The 24,425-nt window shown below is 59.5% G+C and carries 24 protein-coding genes; 10 read left to right on the top strand and 14 right to left on the bottom strand.

Going from position 1 to position 24,425, the window contains the following annotated elements:
* Window positions 1-6: 6 nt before the first annotated feature.
* Window positions 7-978 carry a rhomboid family intramembrane serine protease gene (locus HPT27_RS19440; RefSeq protein ID WP_172238711.1) on the bottom strand — a complete coding sequence of 324 codons (972 nt, stop codon included), beginning with the start codon at window positions 976-978 and terminating at the stop codon, window positions 7-9.
* Window positions 979-1,120: 142 nt separating this feature from the next.
* Between HPT27_RS19440 and HPT27_RS02935 the strand changes: the two genes are divergently transcribed.
* Complete coding sequence (locus HPT27_RS02935) at window positions 1,121-1,453, top strand: hypothetical protein (RefSeq protein WP_172238708.1); 333 nt, start codon at window positions 1,121-1,123, stop codon at window positions 1,451-1,453.
* Window positions 1,454-1,545: 92 nt separating this feature from the next.
* Here HPT27_RS02935 and HPT27_RS02930 read toward each other — a convergent pair whose 3' ends face one another.
* A complete protein-coding gene (locus HPT27_RS02930) occupies window positions 1,546-2,922 on the bottom strand; it encodes a S8 family peptidase (RefSeq protein ID WP_172238705.1) in 1,377 nt (458 codons plus the stop codon).
* 314 nt (window positions 2,923-3,236) lie between these two features.
* Here HPT27_RS02930 and HPT27_RS02925 point away from each other — a divergent pair, with 314 nt between their 5' ends.
* Together HPT27_RS02925 and HPT27_RS02920 are read left to right on the top strand one after the other, a co-directional pair.
* Window positions 3,237-3,647: a PadR family transcriptional regulator gene (locus HPT27_RS02925; protein WP_172238702.1), complete on the top strand. Its 411-nt coding sequence runs from the start codon at window positions 3,237-3,239 to the stop codon at window positions 3,645-3,647.
* A gap of 2 nt (window positions 3,648-3,649) precedes the next feature.
* Entirely contained in the window at window positions 3,650-4,630 is a 981-nt protein-coding gene (locus tag HPT27_RS02920) for a hypothetical protein (protein ID WP_172238699.1), read from the top strand.
* A 49-nt stretch (window positions 4,631-4,679) separates the two neighbouring features.
* Here HPT27_RS02920 and HPT27_RS02915 read toward each other — a convergent pair whose 3' ends face one another.
* The 3 genes from HPT27_RS02915 to HPT27_RS02905 are packed head-to-tail and all read right to left on the bottom strand — an operon-like array spanning window position 4,680 to window position 6,683.
* Window positions 4,680-4,886 carry a CPXCG motif-containing cysteine-rich protein gene (locus HPT27_RS02915; protein ID WP_172238696.1) on the bottom strand — a complete coding sequence of 69 codons (207 nt, stop codon included), beginning with the start codon at window positions 4,884-4,886 and terminating at the stop codon, window positions 4,680-4,682.
* A gap of 23 nt (window positions 4,887-4,909) precedes the next feature.
* The gene (locus HPT27_RS02910; RefSeq protein WP_172238693.1) at window positions 4,910-6,265 is read right to left on the bottom strand and encodes an MATE family efflux transporter; all 1,356 of its coding nucleotides are present in this window, start codon (window positions 6,263-6,265) and stop codon (window positions 4,910-4,912) included.
* A 37-nt stretch (window positions 6,266-6,302) separates the two neighbouring features.
* On the bottom strand, window positions 6,303-6,683 hold the full coding sequence (locus HPT27_RS02905; protein ID WP_211197830.1) for an MAPEG family protein: 381 nt from the start codon (window positions 6,681-6,683) through the stop codon (window positions 6,303-6,305).
* Window positions 6,684-7,309: 626 nt separating this feature from the next.
* Here HPT27_RS02905 and HPT27_RS02900 point away from each other — a divergent pair.
* Genes HPT27_RS02900 through HPT27_RS02890 form a run of 3 tightly spaced genes read left to right on the top strand, consistent with a single transcriptional unit; the run spans window position 7,310 to window position 9,859 of the window.
* A complete protein-coding gene (locus HPT27_RS02900) occupies window positions 7,310-7,984 on the top strand; it encodes a choice-of-anchor J family PEP-CTERM protein (protein ID WP_172238687.1) in 675 nt (224 codons plus the stop codon).
* A 20-nt stretch (window positions 7,985-8,004) separates the two neighbouring features.
* Complete coding sequence (locus tag HPT27_RS02895; RefSeq protein WP_172238684.1) at window positions 8,005-8,472, top strand: post-PEP-CTERM-1 domain-containing protein; 468 nt, start codon at window positions 8,005-8,007, stop codon at window positions 8,470-8,472.
* Entirely contained in the window at window positions 8,459-9,859 is a 1,401-nt protein-coding gene (locus tag HPT27_RS02890; RefSeq protein ID WP_211197829.1) for a PA domain-containing protein, read from the top strand. The genes HPT27_RS02895 and HPT27_RS02890 overlap by 14 nt, the downstream gene beginning before the upstream one ends.
* A gap of 141 nt (window positions 9,860-10,000) precedes the next feature.
* Here HPT27_RS02890 and HPT27_RS02885 read toward each other — a convergent pair whose 3' ends face one another.
* Together HPT27_RS02885 and HPT27_RS02880 are read right to left on the bottom strand one after the other, a co-directional pair.
* Window positions 10,001-10,681 (bottom strand): DUF2461 domain-containing protein, encoded by a 681-nt coding sequence (locus tag HPT27_RS02885; protein ID WP_172238681.1) that lies wholly within the window; start codon window positions 10,679-10,681, stop codon window positions 10,001-10,003.
* A 63-nt stretch (window positions 10,682-10,744) separates the two neighbouring features.
* Window positions 10,745-11,221, bottom strand: coding sequence for a YybH family protein (locus HPT27_RS02880; protein WP_172238678.1), 477 nt, complete (start codon window positions 11,219-11,221; stop codon window positions 10,745-10,747).
* Window positions 11,222-11,560: 339 nt separating this feature from the next.
* On the opposite strand from HPT27_RS02880, the gene HPT27_RS02875 reads away from it, so the two are divergent.
* Entirely contained in the window at window positions 11,561-13,744 is a 2,184-nt protein-coding gene (locus tag HPT27_RS02875) for a pre-peptidase C-terminal domain-containing protein (protein WP_172238675.1), read from the top strand.
* A gap of 123 nt (window positions 13,745-13,867) precedes the next feature.
* Here HPT27_RS02875 and HPT27_RS02870 read toward each other — a convergent pair whose 3' ends face one another.
* From HPT27_RS02870 to HPT27_RS02850, 5 genes are all read right to left on the bottom strand, one after another.
* The gene (locus HPT27_RS02870) at window positions 13,868-15,916 is read right to left on the bottom strand and encodes a serine hydrolase (protein WP_172238672.1); all 2,049 of its coding nucleotides are present in this window, start codon (window positions 15,914-15,916) and stop codon (window positions 13,868-13,870) included.
* A 285-nt stretch (window positions 15,917-16,201) separates the two neighbouring features.
* Window positions 16,202-17,101 carry a LysR family transcriptional regulator gene (locus HPT27_RS02865; protein WP_172238669.1) on the bottom strand — a complete coding sequence of 300 codons (900 nt, stop codon included), beginning with the start codon at window positions 17,099-17,101 and terminating at the stop codon, window positions 16,202-16,204.
* A 134-nt stretch (window positions 17,102-17,235) separates the two neighbouring features.
* Entirely contained in the window at window positions 17,236-17,982 is a 747-nt protein-coding gene (locus HPT27_RS02860) for a MipA/OmpV family protein (protein ID WP_172238666.1), read from the bottom strand.
* A 411-nt stretch (window positions 17,983-18,393) separates the two neighbouring features.
* Window positions 18,394-19,755 (bottom strand): serine hydrolase domain-containing protein, encoded by a 1,362-nt coding sequence (locus HPT27_RS02855; protein WP_211197828.1) that lies wholly within the window; start codon window positions 19,753-19,755, stop codon window positions 18,394-18,396.
* Between the two features lie 167 nt (window positions 19,756-19,922).
* A complete protein-coding gene (locus tag HPT27_RS02850) occupies window positions 19,923-20,756 on the bottom strand; it encodes an alpha/beta hydrolase (protein WP_268935719.1) in 834 nt (277 codons plus the stop codon).
* A gap of 225 nt (window positions 20,757-20,981) precedes the next feature.
* On the opposite strand from HPT27_RS02850, the gene HPT27_RS02845 reads away from it, so the two are divergent.
* From HPT27_RS02845 to HPT27_RS02835, 3 genes are all read left to right on the top strand, one after another.
* Window positions 20,982-21,617, top strand: a complete 636-nt coding sequence (locus tag HPT27_RS02845; RefSeq protein WP_172238660.1) for a VTT domain-containing protein — start codon at window positions 20,982-20,984, stop codon at window positions 21,615-21,617.
* A 109-nt stretch (window positions 21,618-21,726) separates the two neighbouring features.
* Window positions 21,727-22,158: a PaaI family thioesterase gene (locus HPT27_RS02840; RefSeq protein ID WP_172238657.1), complete on the top strand. Its 432-nt coding sequence runs from the start codon at window positions 21,727-21,729 to the stop codon at window positions 22,156-22,158.
* Window positions 22,159-22,348: 190 nt separating this feature from the next.
* Window positions 22,349-23,281, top strand: a complete 933-nt coding sequence (locus HPT27_RS02835) for a DUF4382 domain-containing protein (RefSeq protein ID WP_172238654.1) — start codon at window positions 22,349-22,351, stop codon at window positions 23,279-23,281.
* Window positions 23,282-23,368: 87 nt separating this feature from the next.
* Here HPT27_RS02835 and HPT27_RS02830 read toward each other — a convergent pair whose 3' ends face one another.
* Both HPT27_RS02830 and HPT27_RS02825 read right to left on the bottom strand, forming a co-directional pair.
* Window positions 23,369-23,890, bottom strand: a complete 522-nt coding sequence (locus tag HPT27_RS02830) for a GNAT family N-acetyltransferase (protein WP_172238651.1) — start codon at window positions 23,888-23,890, stop codon at window positions 23,369-23,371.
* Between the two features lie 26 nt (window positions 23,891-23,916).
* Window positions 23,917-24,318: an MAPEG family protein gene (locus HPT27_RS02825; RefSeq protein ID WP_172238648.1), complete on the bottom strand. Its 402-nt coding sequence runs from the start codon at window positions 24,316-24,318 to the stop codon at window positions 23,917-23,919.
* Between the last annotated feature and the right edge of the window lie 107 nt (window positions 24,319-24,425).

The following is a 24,425-nucleotide window of genomic DNA, read 5'->3' as shown; positions in this document are numbered from 1 at the left end:
GCAGCTTCAACGCTGCGACCATTCCTGCACGGCGGCGCGGTCGAGCAGGTCGGACAATTGTTTTTTCAGCGGCCGCAGCAACCACGCGGCCAGCACAAATCCGGTGACGCCGCCGACCGCATGGGCCAGCGTGTTGACGCCAGTGCTTTCATCAAACGGGCCTTGCTCAAACAAAAACCATAACTGGCCGCCGAGAAAGACCAGACCGAACACCCAGACGCCGAGTCGCATCGGTATCGGAATGATGCCGATGAAAACGATCGATTTGATCGGCGCCAACGGCATCAGGAAGAGCAGGGCGCCGAGCAGGGTGAAATCGACGCCGGAAAAGCCGAGTGACAACCCGAGCGTGTCGCCATTGAGTTGGGTGGCAATAGCGTAGGAAAGGCCGACGGTCAGTACTGAGGCGAACATGAAGCCGAGATAGGCAATCGGCCCGATCACGACTTCCAGAATGCAGCCAAAGGCGATCAGGAAAACCATGTTGAAAATCACATGCCACCAGTCGCCGTGTGCCAGCGTGGCGGTCAGCATCCGGACCGGGTTGAGCGATTGCGCCGGCTGCGCCAGTTTTTCCTGCAGCAGTCGCGGGACGTAGAGTTCGGCTTTGCCAACCTGTTGTTCCAGATCGGCGCGCAGCCGGTCCTGACCGCGTTCATCCAGATGTGCGAAGCTGTCGTCGTCGAGCACATAGTCATAGGCGCCGGGTTTGTCGCCGACCCCGGCGATGAGGCCCACGACCGAGTCGCAGCGCCAGTACTCGGCGTCTTCATCGTCCGGCAGTTGCGATTGCCGGCGCAGCAGTTTGCTGAACGCTTCACCGTCATCGCTGGCGCAATAGCGGGCGACCGCTTCACCGACTTTTTCGGCGTTGATCTCGACCCGCCAATGGATGAACAGCATCAGGCCGACCAGGAAAAAAGTCAGCCAGGCGCGCTGGGTGGTTTTGTAGCCGAATTCGAGCGGGAGAATGAACACTGCGGCAGCCGTGGCCAGTGAATCAATGAGGCGAGCAGAATAGCGCGAGCGGTGGGGGAATTTACAGCGAACGCGGCGCGGTTTATGGTTGCAACTGCCGCCAACACCCCGGTTGATGGCACCTGACACGGAGGTAATGCAGATGGCGCTCAAAGCCAAAACCCGCAGTACAAAATTACGTCCTGGCAAATTGCTCAAGGCAAAACGTAAAGGCCCGAAACTGACCGCCGAGCAGCGCGCAGAAAAAGCCCGCGCCAAACGGGTCGCCGCCGCGAAGAAGAAAATCACCGCCATGAAAGCCAAACAGGCCAAGCAGCTCGCCGCATTCAAGGCCAAGCTGGCCAAGGCGCTGGAAAAATTCGAAGCCAAGGCGATGAAGGAAGTCGACAAGCCGAAGCGCAGAAAGAAAGCCCGCCGCAAAGCCGGCATGAACAAAACCGACTTGATCGAAGTCACTGGCAAGACGTCGCACTGACGGCGGCGCCGTCCAACGGCGCACATTCAGTGCACAACAAAAAGGGGCCATTCGGCCCCTTTTTGCTACTCCGCAATACCTCCCTGCAATGACTATTTGGTCAGCATGGTCGGGATATCGAGCCGGCCGTTGCTGACGACCTTGCCATTGACCGAAGCGGTCGGTGCGGCGCCGGTCATGATGGCGTTCTTGATGGCGGCAGCGGATGCCGCCGGTTTGACCGCCTTGTACAGCGCGGCAGCGCCGGTGACATGCGGCGTTGCCATCGAGGTGCCGCTGTAGCTGGCGTAGCTGGAGACAATCTTGCCTTTCGACGAGGTCGGCACGCTGGAATAAATGGCCGAGCCCGGCGCGGCGACATCGACCGTTGTGGCGCCATAAGAGCTGAATGAACTGAGCGCGCCGGTATTGGTGATGGAGGCGACGCTGATCACGTTGCTGTTCGGGTATTCGGCCGGATAGCAGGTCGAGCTCGAATCGCAATTGAAGGCGTCGTTACCGGCGGCGGCAACGAACAGAATGCCGGCGGTGTTGGCGCGTTCGATGGCGTCTTGCAGAGCCTGCGAGAAACCACCACCGCCCCAGCTGTTGTTGGTCGCGACGATGTTCAGGCCGTGCCGGGTTTTCAGATCGGTGATGTAGTCAACCGCGAGCACGGCGTTCGCGGTGGTGCCGCCGCGACGACCGAGAAATTTCGCGCTGATGAGCTTGGCGCTCCAGCAGACGCCGGCCACGCCTTTGCCATTGCCGCCCATGCCGGCAATCGTGCCGGCGACGTGGGTGCCATGATCATCGGAGGTGCCATCGAAGGTGCTGTTGTTGCCGCCGTCGAAATCCCAGCCGTGGGTGTCATCGACGTAGCCGTTGCCGTCGTTGTCGACGCCGTCGACCGGATCAAAGGGATTGGTCCAGGCGTTGCCCGACAGGTCTTCATGGTCGTACATGAAACCCTCGTCGATGATGCCGACGTAGACATTGCTGCAATTGGTATTGCCGGCGGCCCAGGCTTCAGCGGCCTGCGAGCCCCATTGATTGGCCGGGCTGCTGGCGTCGCCATACATGCCCCACAGCGAGCCGTTGGTGTAGTAGGTGTCGTTGCTGGTGGCGCTGTGCTGATAGACCCAGTTCGGTTCGGCGAACTCGACGTTCGGATCGTTTTCTAGTTGTTGCAGCACTTTTTCGAGCGCCTTGCCTTGCGGCAGGAACAACACGTCGATGTCGCCCTTGTTGTCGGCGCGCAGATGGCCGCGCATCAGGTTTTCATCGCCCAGCGCACCCAGTTTGCGCAGCACGGCGCCCTTCTGGTTGTCACTGGTGCTTTGTCGGTATTGCACGATGATTTCATCGGCGACGTGGGCACGACCGGCTTTCAGCCCGGCCATCACCTTGTCGAGATGCTCCCCGGCGGAAGCGGCGGTCCCTGCCAGTGCCAGCGCAACGGCCAGCGTTACCTTGTTGATTTGCTGCATGTGGACTCCCTCTGTCTCTGGTTATGTAGTCGCCGTGTGGTGGCGCTCCAGCCAGGCTTCCATACCTGAACGACGATTCCTTGCCGTCGTCCGGCAACTGCGTTGCCCCTGCTGTAAACAAAAAGTACACCACTGTAAAAAAGTCGTGGACTGACCATTATTTGGCCACCCAAGCGGCAAAGCGGCTGAATTTTGCCCAGCTTGGCGACATTCACAGCAAAATCGCTTGCCAACCTATACTGTGTGAAATACAGTGTCTACCACATACTGTGCAAAACACAGTATAACGAGACAAACCCGCACAGGAGCGGCCGATGGAACCGGATCTGTTTGAAAAACTCAGGCTGGAATTGCGCCGCGGCAGTCTGACGCTGGCCGTATTGGTCCAGCTCAGGAGCGAGCACTACGGCTATACGCTGCGCAAGGCACTGGCCGAACTGGGGCTCGATATCGACGAAGGCACCTTGTACCCGCTGCTGCGCCGGCTGGAAGCGCAAGGCCTGCTGACCAGCGAATGGCGGGAGGAGGACAAGCGCAACAAGCGCTTTTACCGACTCTCGGCCGAGGGCCAGCCGGTGCTGGAGCAGCTGTTGGCCGAATGGCGCGCGCTCGATGCCGCGCTGGCGCGCATTCATGGCGAGGCTGCCGGCCAGCCGCCGCGTCAGGCCCACCCCGAATCTGAACCGAACACCGTCGCCAAAGCGGCGACCGCAAAGGAGTCCTGATCATGGAACTGGTTGAACGTTATCTGCAGGCCGTCAACGGCTACCTGCCCAAACCGCAGGCAGCCGACATCATCGCCGAGCTGAAAGACAGCCTGTTGTCGCAAATCGAGGAGCGCGAAAGCGCGCTCGGCCGGGCACTGACCGAGGCCGAACAGCAGGCGCTGCTGAAACAAAGCGGCCATCCGTTGTTGGTCGCCGGTCGTTACCTGCCGCAGCAACATCTGATCGGGCCAAGTGTGTTTCCGCTTTGGTGGTACAGCCAGCGTTTGATGCTGACGATCATCGGCATCGTCTACGGCGTGCTCGCCGGCATCGACATGGTCAGCAGCCACAACCCGGTGCAGTCATTGATGCAGGCAGCGTTCGGTTATGCCGGTACTGCGCTGGTGTACATGGCGATCATCACGCTGTTGTTCTGGCTGTTCGAGCGCTACCAGGTCCGGCTCGGTTTTCTCGACAACTGGCAGCCCGCCAAGCTGGCGCCAGTGAAGGACCGGCTGCACATCAAACGCAGCGAAGCGCTGTTCGAACTGGTGGTCGGCGTGCTGTTTCTGTTCTGGTGGTGCGGCTGGCTGAAATTCCCGGCGTTGTTCATTCACGACGACGCAGTGGTGCCGTTCCAGTTGGCATCGGCGTGGACGCCGTACTGGTGGCCCATCTTGGCGCTCGGCATTGCCGACGTGGTGCTGGCCGGCATTAATTTGCTGCGCCCTTACTGGAGCCGTGACCGCCTGCTGCTGCACATCTTGCTGAACGTCATTGGCATCGGACTTTCGTATGCGCTGTTTCAGCACGATGTGCTGGTCACGGTGGCCGCCGCTGGCGTCCAGGCCGGTGTCGATACGCTGGAAATCGGTCGCTATGGCAACGTGGCGGTGCTGTTGAACAAACTGGTGCACGGCGTGCTGGTGGTGTTGATGCTGGTGTATGTCATCGAAATGATCGCCGACATTCGCCGGTTGCTACGGTATTTACAGCGCTGACACTGCTACCAAATCGGAAAAAAAAGCGAGGCCGTCTGCGGCCTCGCTTCTATTCATCCTCGCTGCGAAGGGTCACCTCGGGCGGTTCCTCGTCGCCAAATTCTCCGTCCGGCACGCGCACCTCAACGATCATCGGTCGGCAACAAACCGGACAATCTTCGATATAGCTCTGCTCGGCAATCGAGCCATCAATCAGCAGCTCGATGGACTCACCGCAATACGGACAACTCTGTTCGCTGCTGTGCAGACCGTTCATGCTGATTCACTCTCCGTCGGTGGTCACGCGCGCTGCGCATCGAGCGGCGCCAGCCGCTTGCCGAGTTCGCTGCGCAACAACAACAAGCTGGTCAGCATCTGCAAACCGACCGTTGCCACCGACAGATACCAGATGTGGACAATCTCAAAGCCCGGTTGGCGCGACAACCACAGTGCCGGCAGCGCGAACGTCAGCAAGCGCGTGGCCATGCTGATCAGGGCCGGCCAGGTATTGCCGAGTGCCTGAAACATGCCGGAGCAAGCGAAGATCACACCGGAGCCGACGAAATTCCAGGAAATGATCTGCAGGAATTGCGCGCCGACGGTGATCACGGCAGCTTCGCTTGAAAACACCCCGACCAAGGCGGCCGGTTTGATTTGGCAGAGCAAGGTCAAGGCAAACATCAGCGCCGCTTCCAGATACAGCGCCTTGCGGATGGTTTCGCGCACGCGCGCCGCATTTCTGGCGCCGAAATTCTGGCCGGCAATGGGCGCGACGGCGAAAGCGATTGCCATGGCCGGCAAGAAGATCGCTTGCATGACCCGCGAGCCAACGCCGAAGCCGGCTTGGGCCGCCGCACCAAAGTGGCTGATCACCGAGTAGATCACCGCCATGAACACGAACATGCAGGCAAATTCGCCACCAGCCGGCAGGCCGACATTGAGCAGACGCTTCCAGATGGCAAAATCCGGTCGCCAGAGTTGGCGATCAATGCTGACGTAATGTTCCAGCCGCAGAAAATACCAGGCCAGCACCATCACCCCGACGATCACCGCCAGCGAACTGGCGAGACCGGCACCGGCGACGCCCAGCGCCTTGCCGGTACCCCAACCGGCGATCAACACCGGCGCCAACACAATGTTGACCAGCACGGTCAGCATCTGCACCAGCATGGTCGGCTTGACGATGCCGGTACCGCGCAAGGCGCCGCTCATGCCGACCAAGGCAAACTGCAACGCCAAACCGGGCGCAAACCAAAATAGATAGCTGATGCCGGCAGCGTGGGTCTCCGCATCGGCGCCGACGGCGCTGAAGTAATAATCGGCCAGACCGTAGCAGCCGAACAGCGTCAGCAGGCCGCACAGCACCGACAGCAGCAAGGTCTGATTGAATGCCAGATTGGCGTCGGCCTGATCCTTGCGGCCGACCGCGTGCGAGATCAGCGTCACCGCGCCGACGCTGAGCATCTGGGTCAGCGCCATGATCAGGAACATCACATTGCCGCCGGCACTGACGCCGGCCAGCGCGTGATCGCCAAGCTGCGCGACAAAATACAAATCGACCATGTAGTAAAGCGTTTGCACCAGCATTCCGATGGCAATCGGTGCGGCCATCCGCAGCAGATGTGTGTGTATGGGGCCTTGGGTCAAATCTTTCATCGCGTGTCCTTGTCGAGACGCAGCGCCGTGTTCGTGATCAGCTCAGCAATTGCCAGAGCCCGCCAACGAGCACAACCAACAACAGCAGCAGCACTGGAATCAAGCCGAGCGTGAAACCGAGACTGCGGCTGCGCGGATCGGCCACATACGCACGGAAATACAGAAACCGGCCAATCAGATAGAGCACGCCCGCCAGCGCAACCCAGTATTCGGCGACATAGCTGCGCGCCAGCAACATCAGCGGCAGCAACAGGATCAGTTGCTCCAGCGTATTCATCTGCACGCGGTAGTAGCGTTCGAACACGTCATGACCGGTAGTGGCCGGTGCCTTGACGCCATACTTGCCGCGCGCCTTCGAGACCAGTGCGCCAAACAGCAGGTACTGCAGCAGCACCAGTGCAATGATCACATCCACCATTTTCATTCTCCTCGTGATGCCGCGTTCACTCGCCAGCATCGTGTTTTGCTTTTGTTGTTGCTGACCTGTCCGGTCAGTCCGCATCCACCGCTGCATAAAATGCAGCGACCGGAAAAAACGTGACGGCGCAAACTCTATCAGTGTTCGTCGTTCGGGTGTCAGGTGCCTGAGACGAGACGCCAGGAATTAGGCGTCAGTCGTTAGGAGCGAAGACGCGTGGCTTCTGCCGAGCGCGGAAGCGTGATCGTTCACCATTTGCCGCGATCGGATTTGCTGCGGCCAAAAGTGTGCGCCGAGGCGTAACGGAACAGTCCTCACCGCCGTCATCACTGCTGCGATGCAGCACAGTCATGCCGACCGCGCTTGCGCGGGCTGCATTTGTAACGCAAACGCCGTTCGATAAGCGCATTTGCGTCAGCATTTTTGACAACACGAAATTACACGGTGATTAAATCCCAACTACATCAGCGAGTTGCCGCGACGGCACGGTTCCTGCGGGCGATCCGCGTCGGCCGCCAGCCGGATGGGCTGGTGTCACATCTTCTTTACCCCACCTGTCGTAAAAAAAGTCGGTCAAAACCGTTTGTAAAAACAATCATTGGTTCGCAACGCTTGGAGAAATCAGGATGAAAGCCTTATCAATAGCTGCGGCTCTGCTGCTGGCGTCCGGAGTGGCGCAGGCAGATCCTATCTTTACCGAGGACTTTGATGACATCACGACGCTGGCCGGTGACGGCTGGGCGCTGATCAACAACAGCACCGCTGGCGGCCAAACCAGCTGGTTCCAGGGCAATGACGGCGTGTTTTCCGCCTATGAAGGTAGCGATAACAGCTATATCGCCGCCAACTTCCTCAATGCCGGCGCCGGTGGTCAAATCAGCAACTGGCTAATCACACCGCTGCTGACGCTGAATGAAGCCAGCTATCTGACGTTCTACACCCGCCGCAATGACTCCGAGTTTTTTGATTCGCTGGAAGTGCGCTTCACCACCAGTGATTCGATCAATGTCGGCAGCAGCGCCAACGATGTCGGCGATTTCACCAGCATGGGTATGGTCGAAGTGCTGCTGGCCGGCGCCGACTATCCGCTCGACTGGGTGCAGGTGCGGGTGACCTTTGGTGACATCGGTTTCGGCAATGGCCGTATCGCGCTGCGTTATGTTGTCGACAACACCGACCTCAATGGCGATTACATCGGTATCGATTCGCTGACCGTTGGCGTGCCGGAGCCGACCAGTCTGGCCGTGCTCGGCCTTGGTGTGTTCGGTTTGCTGGCGGCGCGTCGTCGCGCCCGCGTCTGAATGATTGACGGAGATCTCCCATGACTCGAACTCAATTTACCGGGCGCCTGCTGGCGTCCGTGTTGGTGCTGGCCTGCGCCGGTGCCGTGGCTGCCGACCAAACCGGCGATGAAGCGGCCGCTGCCAGTGCTGGCATGCGGGTGTTCAAAGATCCGGTGACCGGACAATTCCGCGAGCCGACCGCAGCGGAAGTCAAAACGCTGGAGCGCGCCGCGAGCGCCAACAAGCAAACGCGCAGCAAGAGCGCTGCCACGATGGTGAACAAGGCGCTACCGGCCAAACCGCAGCGCACGATGATGACGAGCAGCGGTGGCGCGGTCGGCATGGAAGTGCCGGAAAGCGAATACAGCTATGTGGTTGTGACGCGCGGCACTGACGGCAAACTGCACCAGGCCTGCGCGCAAGGTGAAGATGCCGCCACGCATGCTGCCCATCTGCAACTGCAATCGCCCACCGTTGCCCAGGAGACTGTCTATGAAACTCAATAAACTGCTCCTTGGCGCGGCGCTCACTGGCGCAATGGCGCTGCCGATCGCGGCAAACGCCGCGGCGACCATTGTCATCGTCAACGGTAATGCTCCCGGCGTTGGTTTCAATGACGCGACCCCGGTCGCACCGGTCGGTGGCAACGTCGGCACCACACTCGGCCAGCAACGGCTGATCGCGTTTCAGGAAGCGGCCAACATCTGGGGCGCAACGCTGAACAGCAACGTGACGATCAGCGTGCTGGCAACCATGGAACCGCTGACTTGCACCTCCAGCAGTGCGGTGCTGGGCAGCGCTGGTCCGTTGTCCGTCTGGCGCGATTTTGCTGGCGTGCCGATGCCGGCACACTGGTATCACGGCGCGATCGCCGACAAGCTGTTCGGTGCCGATTTGGATCCGGGTCAGCCGGATATCCGCGCCCGCTTCAACTCCAACCTCGGTCAGCCGAACTGCTTGGCCGGTTCGCCGTTTTATCTCGGTCTCGACACCAATCACGGCACCGCGATTGATCTGGTCACCGTGCTGCTGCATGAGTTTGGTCATGGTCTCGGTTTCAGCAACGTCACCAACGGTTCCACCGGTGCCCAGCTGGCCGGCTTCCCGTCGATGTGGGACCCCTTCCTGTACGACCTGAGCTTGAACAAGAACTGGGAGCAGATGACCCAGGCCGAACGGCAAAGCTCCGGCATCAACGGTCGCAAGGTGGTTTGGACCGGTAACAACGTCACTGCGCTGACACCCAGCGTATTGACGCTCGGCACGCCGCGTCTGGCAGTGACGGCTCCGGCCAATCTGCTCGGTGACTATCTGGTTGGCGCTGCCAGTTACGGTCCGGCCATTGCGGCACCGGGCGTGTCCGGTACCGTGATGCCGATCTCGACCGATGGTTGTGCGCCGCTGAGTGCAGCCAATGCTCTGGCGGTGAAAAACAACATCGCGCTGATTGACCGTGGTGTCTGCGGCTTCACCATCAAGGTGAAAAACGCCCAGGACGCCGGCGCCATCGGCGTGATCATTGCCGACAACGTTGCCGGTACGCCGCCGGCCGGTCTCGGCGGTGCCGATCCGAGCATCACCATTCCGTCGGCTCGGATCACGCTGGCCGATGCCACGCTGCTGCGCACCGCCCTGAAAACCCGGTCGCGGACCAGCTCGGCGCTGAAGGTCAATCTCGGCGTCAATCCGAACCAGCTGGCCGGTGCCGATACTGCAGGTCGGGTGATGATGTTCACGCCAAGCCCGTATCAAAGCGGTTCGTCGGTTTCGCACTGGGACACCAGCGCAACCCGCAACCTGCTGATGGAGCCGTCCATCAACGGCGATCTGACCCACTCGGTCAACGCGCCGGAAGATCTGAGCAAGGCCTTGCTGACCGACCTCGGTTGGTAAGCTTCAGGCTCGTTCAGGCAGAAAAAAACCGCCGGCAATTGCCGGCGGTTTTTTTTTGCGGGTTGCGCGCTGAAGTAGGTGTCGCTTGTGGTCAATAGCGGCTATTTCCTTCGACTATTTCCCACCGACGAACTCCGTCAACTATTTCCAAACGACATCAACCGCCTCGCACAGCGTGTGCATGAATTCTTCGGTGGCAGCAAACCGGGTCAAGCAGAATTTGCCGAACGATTTCTTCAGCGCTTCCTCGGTGGCAAACGGATGGATCGCAATGAAATCCTTGCGCTTCAGGTCAACCGCATGCTCATGGCTATCCGAATAGCCACGCGGCATCCGCTGCAGGCTGTCACCCTCCAGGCTGAAATACTTGCGAAAGGTCTTGTCGCGCACCGACATGCCCCAGGTGTAGGGATTGTCGTGAATGTAGTTGCGGATCTTCTTCAACGCATCGGCTTCCGGATGCCACATGCCGGCGCCGAGAAAACATTCCTGCGGGCTCAGGTGAATGTAAAAGCCGGGGGCGTGGACGTTTTTGCCGGTGACATGGCGAAACTGGATGCCGATATTGGTTTTGTACGGAGTCTTGTCGTTGCTGAACCGGGTGTCGCGGAACACCCGCATCAGCGAGCCGCCCATTTTCTTGGCGCTGACGTCAAATTGCGGCGCCAGCGTTTGCATCGGCGCCTGCAGGCTGGCGATGAACGCCAGCGCCGGTTCACGCACCAGCTCTTCATAGCGCGGCTTGTTTTGCTCAAACCAGTCGCGGTTATTGTGTTTGGCCAAAGCAGCCAGAAACTTGAAAGTGCCTTCGGTAAAACTCATGGAACTCCTTTCGGCGATCACCCGGGGTTTGCTGCGGCGCGACCGCGGCAACGCGGTCGTCAGCTAGGGCGTTGCGGCCGGGCAGACCGGATTGCCGCGATCAAAAATGATGCGCCAGACGCCGGGCGCTTCGTGTCGCCAGATTGAACTGAACTGGGCGATTACTTTACCGCTGCCGTCGCGAACCGGGCCACTGCTCAGTGCCAGCTGACCGGAGTTTTGAATTTCGACAAATTCCGGCTCCCAGGAAAATGGCGCCGTCGGTGCCTCATACAACGGCTTCCAGGCGTCGGCAACGGCCTGCTTGCCGCGCAGGTGCGAAGCGCCGGAAATGAAAATGGTGTCGTCGGCCAGAAAGCCGGTGAACGCGGCGTGATTGCGCTCCGCCATGGTCCGGGCGAAGGCGCGTTCGGTTTCGGCGACTTCCGCTTGCAATCGCGCCAGCTCGGTTGCCGCGGGCGGCCGGTGCGCGCAGCCACTCAGCAATGCGGCGACGAACACGATGCCGGCGCTGAATTTGCCAGCGAGAAAGTGGTTCATGGATGGGTTCCTCCCAAGTGTCTACGTGCGCTAGCGATGGGCGCGGTATCGCGGCCTGCGAATTTTTGCAGCCTGCGCGTTTGTAGCAAGCGCGAGTCGTCGCTGTCAGTGCACTAATGCCGCAACGACGGCGTTATCAGAACGTGCGTTTCAGTTGCATTTGCGCTAGTTGAACTCACGTCTCTGATGCCTACAAAGCGATACAAACCGCTACCAAAACGCAGTACTCGCGGTCGGCACATTTCACTAGATTCGGTCGCTCGGGCCGAAGAGCCCGAAATAAAACAAGCAGTGGCCGCCTATGAGCGATCACGCTACGCAACGCTACGGAGACACACCATGCATCACGCTTTTCGCGCCCGAACTCTGCCCCACTTCAAACCACTCGCACTCGCGGTAGCCGCCTTCGCCGGTACCGCGCTCGCCGCACCGGCAACCTTTCATGACGATGGCCGCTCGGCCGTAAAACTGGATTTGGTCAACGCCAAATCGGCACCGCTGGATTATCTGCGCGCCAATGCCGCGCGCTATCAATTGCCGAAACAGCTGAACAATCTGCAACTGGTCAAGGTGCAGGAAAGCCTGACCGGCAAGCACTATCACTACCAGCAAATGCAGGCCGGCTATCCGGTCGACAAGGCCGAAGTGGTCGTCAGCGTCGGCAACAATGGCGCGGTGTATCAGGTCTATAACAACAGCTTCCCGGTTCCGGCAACGCTTGCTGCTGCCAAAACCGCGCCAGTCGCCAAGCTGTCGCGCGAAGCCGCGCTGGATCGCGCCTGGGCCAATCAGAAAGTGCGTCACGGTTTGACCGACCAACCGACCGCTTCGCTGGTCTGGGTGCCGGTTGATGGTCAATTGAAGCTGAGCTGGAAAGTGCATGTGGCGGCACAAATGCCGACCGGTGCCTGGCTGCAATATCTCGATGCCGACAGCGGCAACCTGCTGAAGAGCGAAGCGACCACGCTGGTGCGCAAAGGCGAGCGCGCGCTGGTACTCGGTGGCGACGACCGCGCTGCCACCAGTGAGCCACTGCTGGATCGCAAAGCGGCGATGCAGGAATTCACCCGCAAGCAGGCCATCTCGGCCAAGAACGATTTCAGCAAAACCAGCGCGATCGCCCGCGCCAGTGCGCTGGCCAGCGGTATCAACGGCAGCGGCAATGTGTTTGATCCGGACCCGCGCACCACGCTGAACAACGACTCGCTGAGCGACACCACCGCTGCCGCCAGTTTTGATGCCGCCTACCAGAACAAGGCGCTGCTCGATCTGACCGTCAGCAACGGCGTCTATTCGCTGTCCGGTCCGTGGGTCAACATCAAAAACATCGAAGCGCCGAATACCGCACCGTCGACCACGACCACCGGTATCTGGACTGCCAAGCGCGGCAACAACGCCTTCAACGACAGCAACACCTACTTCCATCTCGATCAAAACCAGCGCTATATGCAGTCGCTCGGTTTCACTGGCAGCAAGGGCATCATTGCCCGGCCGCTCGATGTCGACACCGATGGCCTGAATGGCGATGACAACTCGCATTACAGCTTCAGCGGTTCGACCGATTATCTGGCCTTCGGTCACGGTTGCGTTGATGACAACGAAGATGCCGACGTCATCCTGCACGAATACGGTCACGCCATTCAGCACAACATCAACAGCAACTGGAGCGGCGGCGACACCGGCGCGATGGGCGAAGGCTTTGGTGATTACTGGGCTGGCAGCTACAGCTACAGCACGCCGAACGGCGCCAGCTATCACCCGGAATGGGCGTTCAGCTGGGATGGTCACAACAATTGCTGGGGCGGCCGGGTGATGAACAAGACCACCGCGCTGTACAACAGCAGCAAAACCTACGGCGCGCACCAATCGGTGACCGAAGGCGGCGTGACGTTCCAATCGGATGAGCTGTGGTCAACGCCGCTGTTTCAGGCGCTGGTGGAACTGATGGCGCAAGGCAAACCGCGCGCCAACGTCGACAAGATCATTCTGGAAGCGCATTTCGGTCTCGGTGCCAACCTGAAGATGCCGGACATGGCGAACGCAACGGTTGCCGCGGCGACGGCGCTGTTCCCGAGCGACCCGACTTACGCCAATGTGTTCAAGGCGAAGTTTGTCGCGCAGAAGATTCTGTCTGACACCACCACGCCGCCGCCGAGCGGCAACATGAACGAAACCGAAAGCAACAATTCGTTCAGCACCGCCAACAGCGTTGCCACCTCCGGCACCGTGGTCGCCGGCAACATGGCCAGCAGCAGCGACGGTGATTACTTCAAAGTGACGCTGCCGGCCGGCAAGACGCTGACCGCGACGCTGACGCCGAATGCCAGCTCCGACTACGATCTGTACGTGTACAACAGCTCGCAGAAGCAGGTGGCCTCGTCGACCAACGGTACCGGCCAGGTGGATACCGCCAGCAGCAAAAACACTGCGACAAGCAGCAAGACTTACTATGTGCGGGTGAAGTACTACAGCGGTGGCACTGGCGCCAGCAACGGCACCTATACGCTGAAACTGAGCTGGTAAGTTCTACTGGATCAGTACAACCAGAAACGTTCCGGTCATTAATATTTTTGGCCGGCCACGACAAAAGCCCCTCGATCGAGGGGCTTTTGTTTTGTGCCAGTGAACGCCAAACCGCATTTGTGATTACGGCGACGCCGGGATGACGATGGCCGCGATGCTGTTGGACAGATTGCCAATGTCCTGCAGCGTGTGATTGGTTCGATTGGACATGATTGCGATCACCGTCCCGTCATCGCGATAGGCGCGCAGCCAAGTGCGGGAGCCGGTCCAGCTGCCATTCCAGTCGGCGACCCGTTGACCGCTGCCAGTGGTGCCGACCGCCCAGGCCAAACCGTGACTGAAGCTCGGATTGACCCGGGTCCAGAGCCGATTGTCGCGGGTATCAGCGCTGACGATATCGCCATGCAACACCTTCCAGCCGAAGCTTGCCAAATCCAGCGTATTGGTTTCCAGACCGCCACCGAGCACTTTCCAGCTGCTGTCGGTATAACTGCTGGCGACATTGGGATTGTTGACTGCATTGGGTGGATCAAAGCCAACTTGCCCGGCTGTGCCGATCGGATCGCGAACCGTATACGGCACCGCACGCAGACTGTTGCTGGGCAACGCCGCGCTTTCATACATCACGCGGGTGCTGCTGAGTCCATACGGTGTGAACAACTCGTCTTCCAGCAATTGGTTGATGCCGCGGCCGGACACCTGTTCGAGCACCGCGCCGACATAGGTAAACGCATGAGTCGAGTAGTTCCAGCTGGTGTTAGGCGTGCAGCCAACAATGTTGGCGCTGTTCTTGATGCTTTGCAGCGCGGCAGTTGCCGAACTGTAATGGCTGGTCTGGTCGGCAATGCCGGGGTTGGTGTTGTAATGCGGTACGCAGCTTAAGTGTGACAGCAACTCACGCACGCGGTGCTTGTGTTGGGAAGGCAGGCCCGGCAAATAGCTGGAGCTCAAGTTGTCCAGATCCAGCGAGCTCGACAGCGCGGTGCCATCGTGCAATTCCTGATCTTGTTCCAGCTTGGCGGCCAGCACGCCACCGTAGATCTTGGAAATCGACGCTGCCGCATAGACGGTGCTGGCATTTGCGGTTTTGTTGCCGGCGACATCGGCAAAACCGAAGCCACGCCGATACAAGGTCTTGCCATTCTGAATCACCACCACCGAAATGCCGGGCAAATTATTCAGGTTGCGGTAACTGGTGATGGCGCTGTCCAGGTTCGCTTTCTTGCTATAGCGAAAGCGCTCGTCATTCTCGCGCCAGATACCGCCGTAGCGCGTTCCGTCCGGTGTTTCGTAGCGCTCGAAATCGACCAGCCGATAGCCTTCGTCCAGATACTGGTACCACAGATTGGAGAATTCCTGTGCCGTCCGGTCGGTACGCACCTGCGCGGCGTGGCCGCTGCCCTTTTCCCAGATGCCAGCATACGACTGGCCCGACGGTGACGAATAGGATTCAAAATCGACCAACTGAAACCCGGCGGCACTGCGCGCTGCCAGCTCGGCGTCATATTGCTCGCGGCTCATGTCGCGGCGCTCGGCCCACGGTGTTTGCTCAGGATTGGCCTGCCAGATGCTGTTGTAACGCAGGCCGTTGCTGGTGTTGTAGATATCGATATCAACGATGCGCCAGCCGGCGTTGCTCTTGCTCTGGAACAGCGTGCTGAAATCGGCGCTGGTCAAGCCGCGATGAGATGACCAGTTGAGGTTTTCCTTGTTTTGCACCCAAATGCCGGCCCAGCGGATTTGACCGTTGAGCGGATACGCTTCGACATCGACCAGGCGCATGCCCTGACCGACGTAGGTATTCCAGGCCGTGGCAAAATCGGCGCTGCTCAAATCACGTTTCTCGGCCCAGCCACGATGATCGGTGTTCTTTCGCCAGAGCATGGAATAACGGGTGCTTGAGCCGCTCGGGTAGGCGTCGATATCGGTCATCAGATAGCCCTTGTCGCTGTAATCGGCAAAGGCGGTCGCGAATTGCGCGCTGGTCAGATCGCGTTTGAAAACCCAGCTCTGGCCGACCTCATCTTCCACCAGAGCGGCCTGCGCAGCGCCGGCACTGCCGAACAGCAGCGCTGCCATGGCGAAACGGCGAATCGGTTGCAGTGTGCCAATTTCCGGCAACACCGGGGCACTCGCCACGACACGTTGCCGTGGGCGTTCGTCCTTGAACATGCTGATCTCCTGTCTTGCAAACTGGCGCCGGGCGCAGCGCCCAGCGGATACCATGGCCACCGTCATGGCGGACCATGACAGGCTACGGAACGTCGCCAAGACTGGACAGTTCGAAGAGTTGAAGAGGCGTTAAGAAAAACTGAAGCGCGGCCAGAGCGCTGTGCCAGCGGGGCTCATGAAGCGTCTTTACGCAGCAAAGCTGCTTGGGCACCGATCAGCAGCAACCAATCACCAACGCCCCAGCAACCTGGCGCGGTTGTGGTCACCCGCGAACCAGAGCGGTCGCTATTCAAACACCGTATAGCGCAGCTGACAGCGGTTCACCGCAAGGGCGTCGCGGCAATGGTTGATCAGGGCATCGCGGACCGCACGCAGCGGTGCCGGATAGTAGTCCCGGTGTGGAAACTGCAGCAGCACGGGTGTTGCCCAGGCGCGTTCGTAACCGGGCACCAAACGCAGTCCCATGTCCGGGCTGAGCAAATGCACCGGCACCACGCCACGACCAAAACCCAGCCGGGCGGCGTCGAGAATGCCGTAAATATCGTCGCAGAAACGGCGCCGTATCAGTTTGTCGCTGCCGCCATCGTGGCGGTGCAAAAAGCGTTCGGTGAAATCGTCCGACTGATTGTGATCGAGATAGACCTCGCTTTGGCCCTGACCATCGGCGCGTTCCACCAGCACATTGTGTTCGTGACCCACCAACAGGCTCTGAAAACCAGCGCGTTCGATCTCATCCTGCGAGACGATAAAATCGACCTGACCGCGCAACAGGATTTCCCGTAGCTCATACATATGAGCCACCCGGAAATGCACCGTCAATTCCGGATGCGCCAGCTGCAGCGCTTGCAGTGCGGGCATCAGCACCGAACGCGACGCCGACGAGAAGCCGGCGATATTGACGGTGCCGCCCAGGCTTTTGTTGCCACCGATATCGCGCAGCAGTTCTTCTTCCAGCCCCGCGACCGCCTCGCAGTAGCGCAACAAGCGATCACCGACTTCGGTCAGCGTAATGGTGTTGGCCTGACGGTGAAACAACCGGCTTTGGAGTTGGCTCTCCAGCGAGGTAATGCGCTGGGAAAAGGCCGACGGTGTAATGCACAGCAACTCGGCAGCCTTGCCGAAATGCAGGGTTTTCGCCGCCAGCAAAAAAGCTTCGACATTGCGGGATTGCAGTTCGACTTTCACGAGCACGACCGGGCCGCAGTGGGAGTGGTCATGCTAGCGTGAAAGCGTGCTCAGGCCGAGCGGTTTCTACCGACAGCCTGAGCACGCTGACATGAACGAACGTAAGGACACACTGTGGCCGTGTCCGCTATGACTCAAAAACGGTAGCCGATGCCGACAAAGCCGCCGGTAATACTGGCGTTCTCCACCATCGGACTGTCGCTCACCTGCTGATCATAGCGACGGACATACAGCATCAGCATGGCCTGCCAGTCGTTGGCGAAATTGTGCATCACGCCACCACCCACGGACAGATCATTGCCAGCCCCCGGCGTGTAAGCGGCGAGACCAGATCGCGTGGATTCGGCGGCACTGACGCCAAAGTAGTAATCGTTGTAATCGGCATCGACCATTCGCAGACCGATCTGACTGAATACCTGACTATTCTCGAATCCGAAATCGAACATGTGTTTCCAGCCGAGCTCGGCCACCCGGCCATGATGGCGATTGGTGAGCTCGCCGAGCAGACCTGCCGTCACGGTATCGGCAGCACCGATTCGATACTCCAGGCGGACGCCAGCCAGCACGCCGGCTTTGCGTTCATCCAGTGCGGCCAAATCGGCCCGCCGCGCTTCCTCCGGATCGTACTGACGAAAATCCAGATCGCCGGCCAATGACACCGTGAGCTGTTCTGACTGCGTCAGCTGATAACCAAAGCTGGTACCTTCAAAGAAAAAACGATCGCCGTGATAAACCACCAATGGGAAACCATTGAGTTGCTCGGGTTGCTGGTAATACTCCGATTCGCTGATCGCGGCACCGAGGCCAACGGTGGCCTCACCCGCATTCGCTACCCCGGCACAGGCGAACACGCCCAGCAATGACATTGATACGACACGCACTCTCTACTCCCAACGCGTTACTGATCGGGCAATCAAAGCCACCACTCGGTAACGCGCTGGCGGCTCAATCGTTGCAGAACAATCTGCCGGCGGGAGCATGGCGATCAGGTGTGTAATCGATCACGGCGGGAATGGCTGCGCCTGTAACAAGCGGTTGCGGCCGGGCGCCGCGCCAACATCCGGAAAGGGCGGGGCGCAGATCGGATTTCGGCGGGGATAAAAGGAGTCAGCGTGCGATGGAGCCACTAGCAAAGAACGGGCACCGCCGCCGCCAAATACCAGCGAATTTCCCGGCGCCGGCACTGGAGCCACTTTGATTGGCCGCGCCAGCGCAAGGAACCGGCATCTGAACGCGACCACGTTGCAATCAAGCCATCAGGTCGACGTATCTATACACAGCTGGGCACGAACTTACTCAGAGACCACCGTACGCATTGCCGGCGGTTCGTTCAGCAGCGCCGCCCAGAATCCGGTCGTGATGTCGTTGATGACGGCGCTTTCGGCATTGAGCAGTACCACGAGGCCGGTGCGCCGGACTTTGGAGTAGGCGATCTCGGTGACATAGCCCTCGACCCAGCCGCTGTGCATGAACAACTCTTCTTTTTTCTCCAGCTGATAGATGCGCCAGCCGAGTCCGTAATGGGCGTCGGTGATCAGCTCACGCCATTTTTTCCGGCGCATGTCGCGCAGGGTGCGCACACGCTTTTCGGTCAGTTGATCAATCACCTGAGTCGGCACCACCTCGGGATTGTTGCCCATCTGGGCGATCAACCACTTGCCGAGATCGGTCACGCTGGCGTTGATGCCGGCGGCTGGAAGCACTTCGTAGTAACCGGGTTGCACTTCGGTGGCGACCCAGTTGCCGCGCCGTTTGATATGTGGCAACGCGCGGTTGTTGGCCCGCAAAAATGCCTGCATGCCGACCGACGCCTGCTGCATTTGCAGCGGTTGAAACAGCCGTTGCTGGATCAAGTTGCTGTAAGAAGCATGCGCGGCCTGCTCGACCACCGGTGCAATCAAACCGAACATGATGTTCTGGTAGCTGTAACACTGGCCGGGTTGGCAAATCGGGTCGAGCTCGCGAAAACGCGGCAGAATTCTATTCAGCGGCTGATTGGCATTGAGCAGGTTGTCAAAGGCATTGGCAATCAAACCGGTGCTTTGGCCAAGCAGATGCTGCACCTGCAATGCCTGCGAATAGCGCGGCGTCTTGAACTGAAAATCTGGCACGAAGCGGTTGACCGGGTCGTCCCATTTCAGCTTGCCTTCCCGCACCAGCAGCGCCGTCAATTCTGCGGCAAACGTCTTTGACACCGATGCCAGTCGAAACACGGTGGTCGGGCTGATCGGCTCGTTGTAACCCAGCGTGCGGGTGCCGTGGCCTGCTGCCTGAATGATCTTGCCATCGCGAACGATGGCGTAGGCACCACCCGGAATCGCCGCGGCATCGAGCTGCTGACGAAACGCATGATCAAATGCTTCAAAGGGCAACGGCGCCAAGACCGTTTGTGTCAGTGAAGTCTGCGCCAGTGGAGCCTGCCCAAGAGATGATGGCGAAAAAGCCGACGGGGCGACCGGCGGCAGCACAAACGGCTGCCGAGCAGATGGCAGTTCCATGAGCGACTGTTCTGTGAGCGGCTGCTCGACAAGCGGCGCAATCATCGGCGCTTCAGCGAGCGGTTCCGCGCCCACCGGCTGTTGCGTGGGCAACTCCTGCCCGAATGCCGACGCGGTCAACGTCAGCAGCATGGCGCTGAAAAAAAATCTCAACATGGATTCATCACAAACGATTCTGCTGTTCAGGACCGGTCGACAAGGGCTGCGCTACCAAGCAACACACCAATCAATGCCAGACCGTCCGGCGCGATGCCGGCATTGTAAGCGGCAATGCCGGCAATTGACGACTGTCTGGCGAGTGATCGGAATAAAAACGGCGGAGCTCAGCGCGGTGGGTAGACAAAAAACTGCCGAAGCGCTGCCAGCGCGGCCGGGTGATAAATCGTGCTGTGACTTTCCTGCGGCATCGGCGTGTAAGACCAGTGGAAGTCCGCCGGCGCTGCGGCCTTCACCGCAGCAACCAGTTTGTTGACGCCATCTTCCATTTCGCCGCCTTCGTCACCGAGTGCCAGATAAAGCCGCTTGTTGTGTAGATTGGCAGTCGCCAGCAAACCGGGTGCGGCCTTCGCGAGTGATTGCCCGTCCCACCACAGCGACGGACTGATCGCGATGTAACCGTTGAACAACGCTGGCTGGCGCAAAAACGTTTCGGTGACAAACAGACCGGCCGCAGATTCACCCATCAGTACCGACTCGTCACTGACCCGAAAATGTTGCTGCACGTAAGGAATCAGTTCTTTGGCCAGAAATTCGCGAAACTGCGCCGAGCCGCCCGCCGTCGGCCAACGCTGTTGCTCTGCCGGCACAGCGCTTGGATGATCCAGCTCATGGTAGCGATCCAGTGACGCGACGCCGATGACAATGAACTCGCGAATGTTGCGCCAATCTGCCGCCAGTGAGGCGATACCGGCAATATGAATAAAGTCCTCATCAACGCCGCCATCGAGCAGATACAGCACCGGATACGTCGCCTTACTGTCGTCATAGCCCGGTGGCAGGTACACATTAAGTGGGCGATTCTGACCGAGTAACTTTGATTGAACCGTGTAAGACTGGCCCAATGCGATAGGCTGCGGCTTGTCAGCCGCCGAACCTGCACCGGCAACGCTGAGCAAGAGTAGCGCCAATAGTTGAACTGGCAATCGTAAAGGCTTCATCGAGCGGGCATCTCTTCGGGCGAGGAGCCGGGACTATATTCAAGACCAAGTGAAAAGCACAAGGCGTCATTCTAGAGGCGCGTTTTCATTAGCGGCAATCGATGAATTTTCCAACAAGAAGCCAACAAACCTGGGCAATGGCATATGCTGGCAAGGCCTTGCCCATGACCAGCTCAGCTACATGGCGCAACGCCACCGCCGTAAAACGGAATGCGGACTCTACGAATGCATGACTTCTCCCTGATAGAGCTGATCTTCCATTTTGACCAAGCCATAGGCCCCGCTTTGAGCGCCTATGGCAACAGCATCTATCTCGTGCTGTTCACGGTGGTCGTGCTGGAAATCGGTGTCCTGCCGCTGTTTTTCCTGCCGGGCAATCCAATGCTGTTTATCGTCGGTGCGCTGTGCGCGGCCGGCAGCCTGCAGCTGGCGCTGGTCGTGCCGTTGTTGCTGCTGGCGACAGTGCTGGGTAGCGTGCTGAGTTATGGTGCCGGCTATGCGCTTGGTGATCGCGCCTATCACCAGCATTACCGCTGGCTGAATCAAGATGCGCTTCGTCGTGCCCACGCGTTCTATGAGAGCAGAGGCGCTTACACCTTTCTGCTGACACCATTCATTGCGGTAATCCGCACCTTTGCACCGTTTGCTGCCGGTGTCGCGCAGATGACCTTCCGCAAATACCTGATCTCGGTCACGGCCGGCGCTGCGGTGTGGACCATTTCCCTGCCGGTTGCTGGCTACTATCTTGGCAATGTGCCCTTGGTCCGCCAGCACATGGCGACAATGGTGCTGGCGGGCATTGTGCTCGGTGTCGGCAGCTTGGTTGTCGTCAGCGTGTGGAAAGTCTGGCGCAGGCGCTGAAGACGTCCGCACAGCGAATGCGCAGAATGAATCTGCCGGAAACTCACGAAACAAAAATACCAAGCCGCATGAAAGACAGACAGCACCTCGCAAGAAAAGCGGAGTAGACATGACCAGCGTTCAACACATCGCCGAACAATCGATTGCCTTCGTTCGCCGTGCCGGCTTGAAAGTGCTCGACTGCAAACCGGGTTATGCCCATTGTCTGATCCCGCTGGCTGGCAATGAAAACCATATGGGCAGCATGTATGCCGGCGCGCAATTCACCCTTGCCGACATCACTGGCGGCGTACTGGCGCTGGTCAGCTTCGACATGCAGCGGTTTTACCCGACCTTGAAAGATCTGAAACTGGAATTTCTGAAACCGGCCACTAGCGATCTGAGCTTGGTATATCAGCTCAGTGAGACTGAGCTCGGTGAGCTGCAGCAGTCCGCCACGGCCAACGGCAAAGCCAAATTCCTGCTGCAAGGCGAATTGAAAGATGTGCAGGGCTCGGTGGTTGCGCGCGCCAGTGGCGAGTTTCAGGTGCGCTCACGCTAACGCTGTTTTTTGACTATGGCGCCAGTTTTCACTGCCACGGGCACTTAAGGTCAGTCCGCTGAGACCGGTTTGGCTATTGCGTCACAGCATGCTGCGAAGAGGCGATTACACTTTACTGGCGCAGATGGCAATGCGCGGGACGGTCGTTTGACTGTGTATCGTTAAGCACCCATGCCAGTGAGGTCTTCCCATGAAACAGCTCTCGCAACGACACGGCGTTTTTCCTTCGGTAACAGTTTCTCTGGCAACAATTGCCTTGGCAACCATGCTGGCCAGCTGCGGTGGTGATGGTGGCGGCAGTGATGGTTTCGGCATGTTGTCGCTTGGTCTGACCGACGGACCGGTCGATGATGCCGAAAACGTCGTCATTCGATTCACCGGCGTTGAGGTCAAGCCGGCTGACGGCCCGGCGCTGAATTTTGATTTCACCACACCGAAAGATCTGGATCTGCTGAGCTTGCAAGGTGGCAATGCGGCGCCGCTGATCACGGCTCAGCAAGTGCCAGCCGGCAATTACGAATGGCTGCGCTTGAAAGTCTCGGCGGTGCAAGACAATGTGTTTGACTCATACATTCAAATCAACGGCACCATGCATGAGCTGGACGTGCCGAGTGGCAGCCAAACCGGTCTGAAGCTCATCAGCGGTTTTACCGTCGCCCAGGGCGGCGACGCCAACTACACCATCGATTTTGACCTGCGCAAATCAGTGACCGCGCCGCCCGGTCAGGCGCCAGCCTATATTTTGAAACCGGTGTTGCGCTTGGTGAACAATCTGGAGGTCGGCACGCTGGCCGGAACGGTTGACCCGTCGATTATCGCCGCCGAATGCAGTGGTGACGGCACCGGCGCGGTGTATCTGTGGCGTGGCGCCGATGTCACGCCGGATGATGTCGATGGCGACGCCGGTGATCCGCTCAGCACCGGATTGGTCAGTCTGGTGGCGCCCGGCAGCTACCAATACCAAATCGGCTTTTTGGCCGCCGGCAGTTACACCATTGCCTATACCTGCGATGCCGCGACCGACATTGCCGACAGCGATGAGGCGCTGACCTTTGTCGGCACCCAGAACATCACCATCACCGCCGGCATGACCAGCACCGGCAATTTTGACGGCGGGATGTAAGCGCCTTCCGGTTCGGGAATCGCGGCGTTCATTGCGCGATTCCCGAATGCGCGATTCCCAAATGAATCTTTGACGCAGCCAACGACGTCATAACCGCAAACGAAAACCAAACACCGACAGTTCGCCCTGCTGGAAATCCAGCTCCGCGGCGCGGACAAAGCCGATCCGTTCATACATCGCCCAGGCAATTTGCATGGCGCGCGTTGTGTGCAGCAGCACCTGCTCATGGTGGCGCGCACGCGCCAGGGCAATGCAGGCCTGCGTCAGGGCTTTGCCAACACCGAGACCGCGAGCGCGGGGGCTGACCGCCAGCAGGCGGATGCCCGAGGCGTTGCGCTCGGCGGTGGCGGTACCGCCGGAACCGTATTGCGCCATGTCGCCGAAATAGACCACGCCGCCGAAGAGTTCACCGTCGGCAGAAGGTGCGACCAGCACCTTGGTGTCCGGCTTCTCGGTAAAGCGGCCGATATTGGCCAGCATGTCGTAATAGCCGGGTTGTTCGGCCGGTGTCGGAAAACCGCTGAGCTGCGAATAGACCTCGACCAGCAAAGCGCCGAGCCGGGCAAATTCGTCGCGGCGAATTTCGCGTAGGGTCAGGTTGGTGTTCATCGTGACGGGCATCCGATAACGCGGCGTCACGCCAGCAGTTGCGACACGCAGTGCCAGAGCAGCAGCAACTGGCCGACAAAACTGCCAAAAAAGCCGAGCGTGCGCAGCCACGGCAGCGCCAAGGTATAGGCGACCACGTGCAGCAGTCGCGACCAGAAATACAGCATGCACGCCAGCGCCGTCATCGCGCTGCTGACTCCAAGCTGCTGCGTGAGCAGGACGAGCGGTGCAAACACCACCAGATTTTCCACCGCGTTGGCGTGGGCCGCGCGCAGCCGCTGCGCCCACGGCGCCAAGGGTTTCGGGTGGGCCGGATAGCTGACGGTATCCCGCAGGCCCCAGACGACGATGCGGTTCAGCACATAGGGCAGCCACAACAGCGCAGTCAGTGCCAGCACCAACAGCAGATAAAACAGTTCCGTTTTCATGCTTACTCCAGCGAGCTTCGATCGGTTAGGGCGGGGTGGAGTTGGTCTGCACAGATCAGCGCGCACGCCAACCGGCACACCAAGGCCTTCCCGCCGTGGGCAACTTT

This window comes from Permianibacter fluminis (assembly GCF_013179735.1).
Lineage (GTDB): Bacteria > Pseudomonadota > Gammaproteobacteria > Enterobacterales > Permianibacteraceae > Permianibacter > Permianibacter fluminis.
This window is presented reverse-complemented; position numbering and strand designations above follow the sequence as displayed.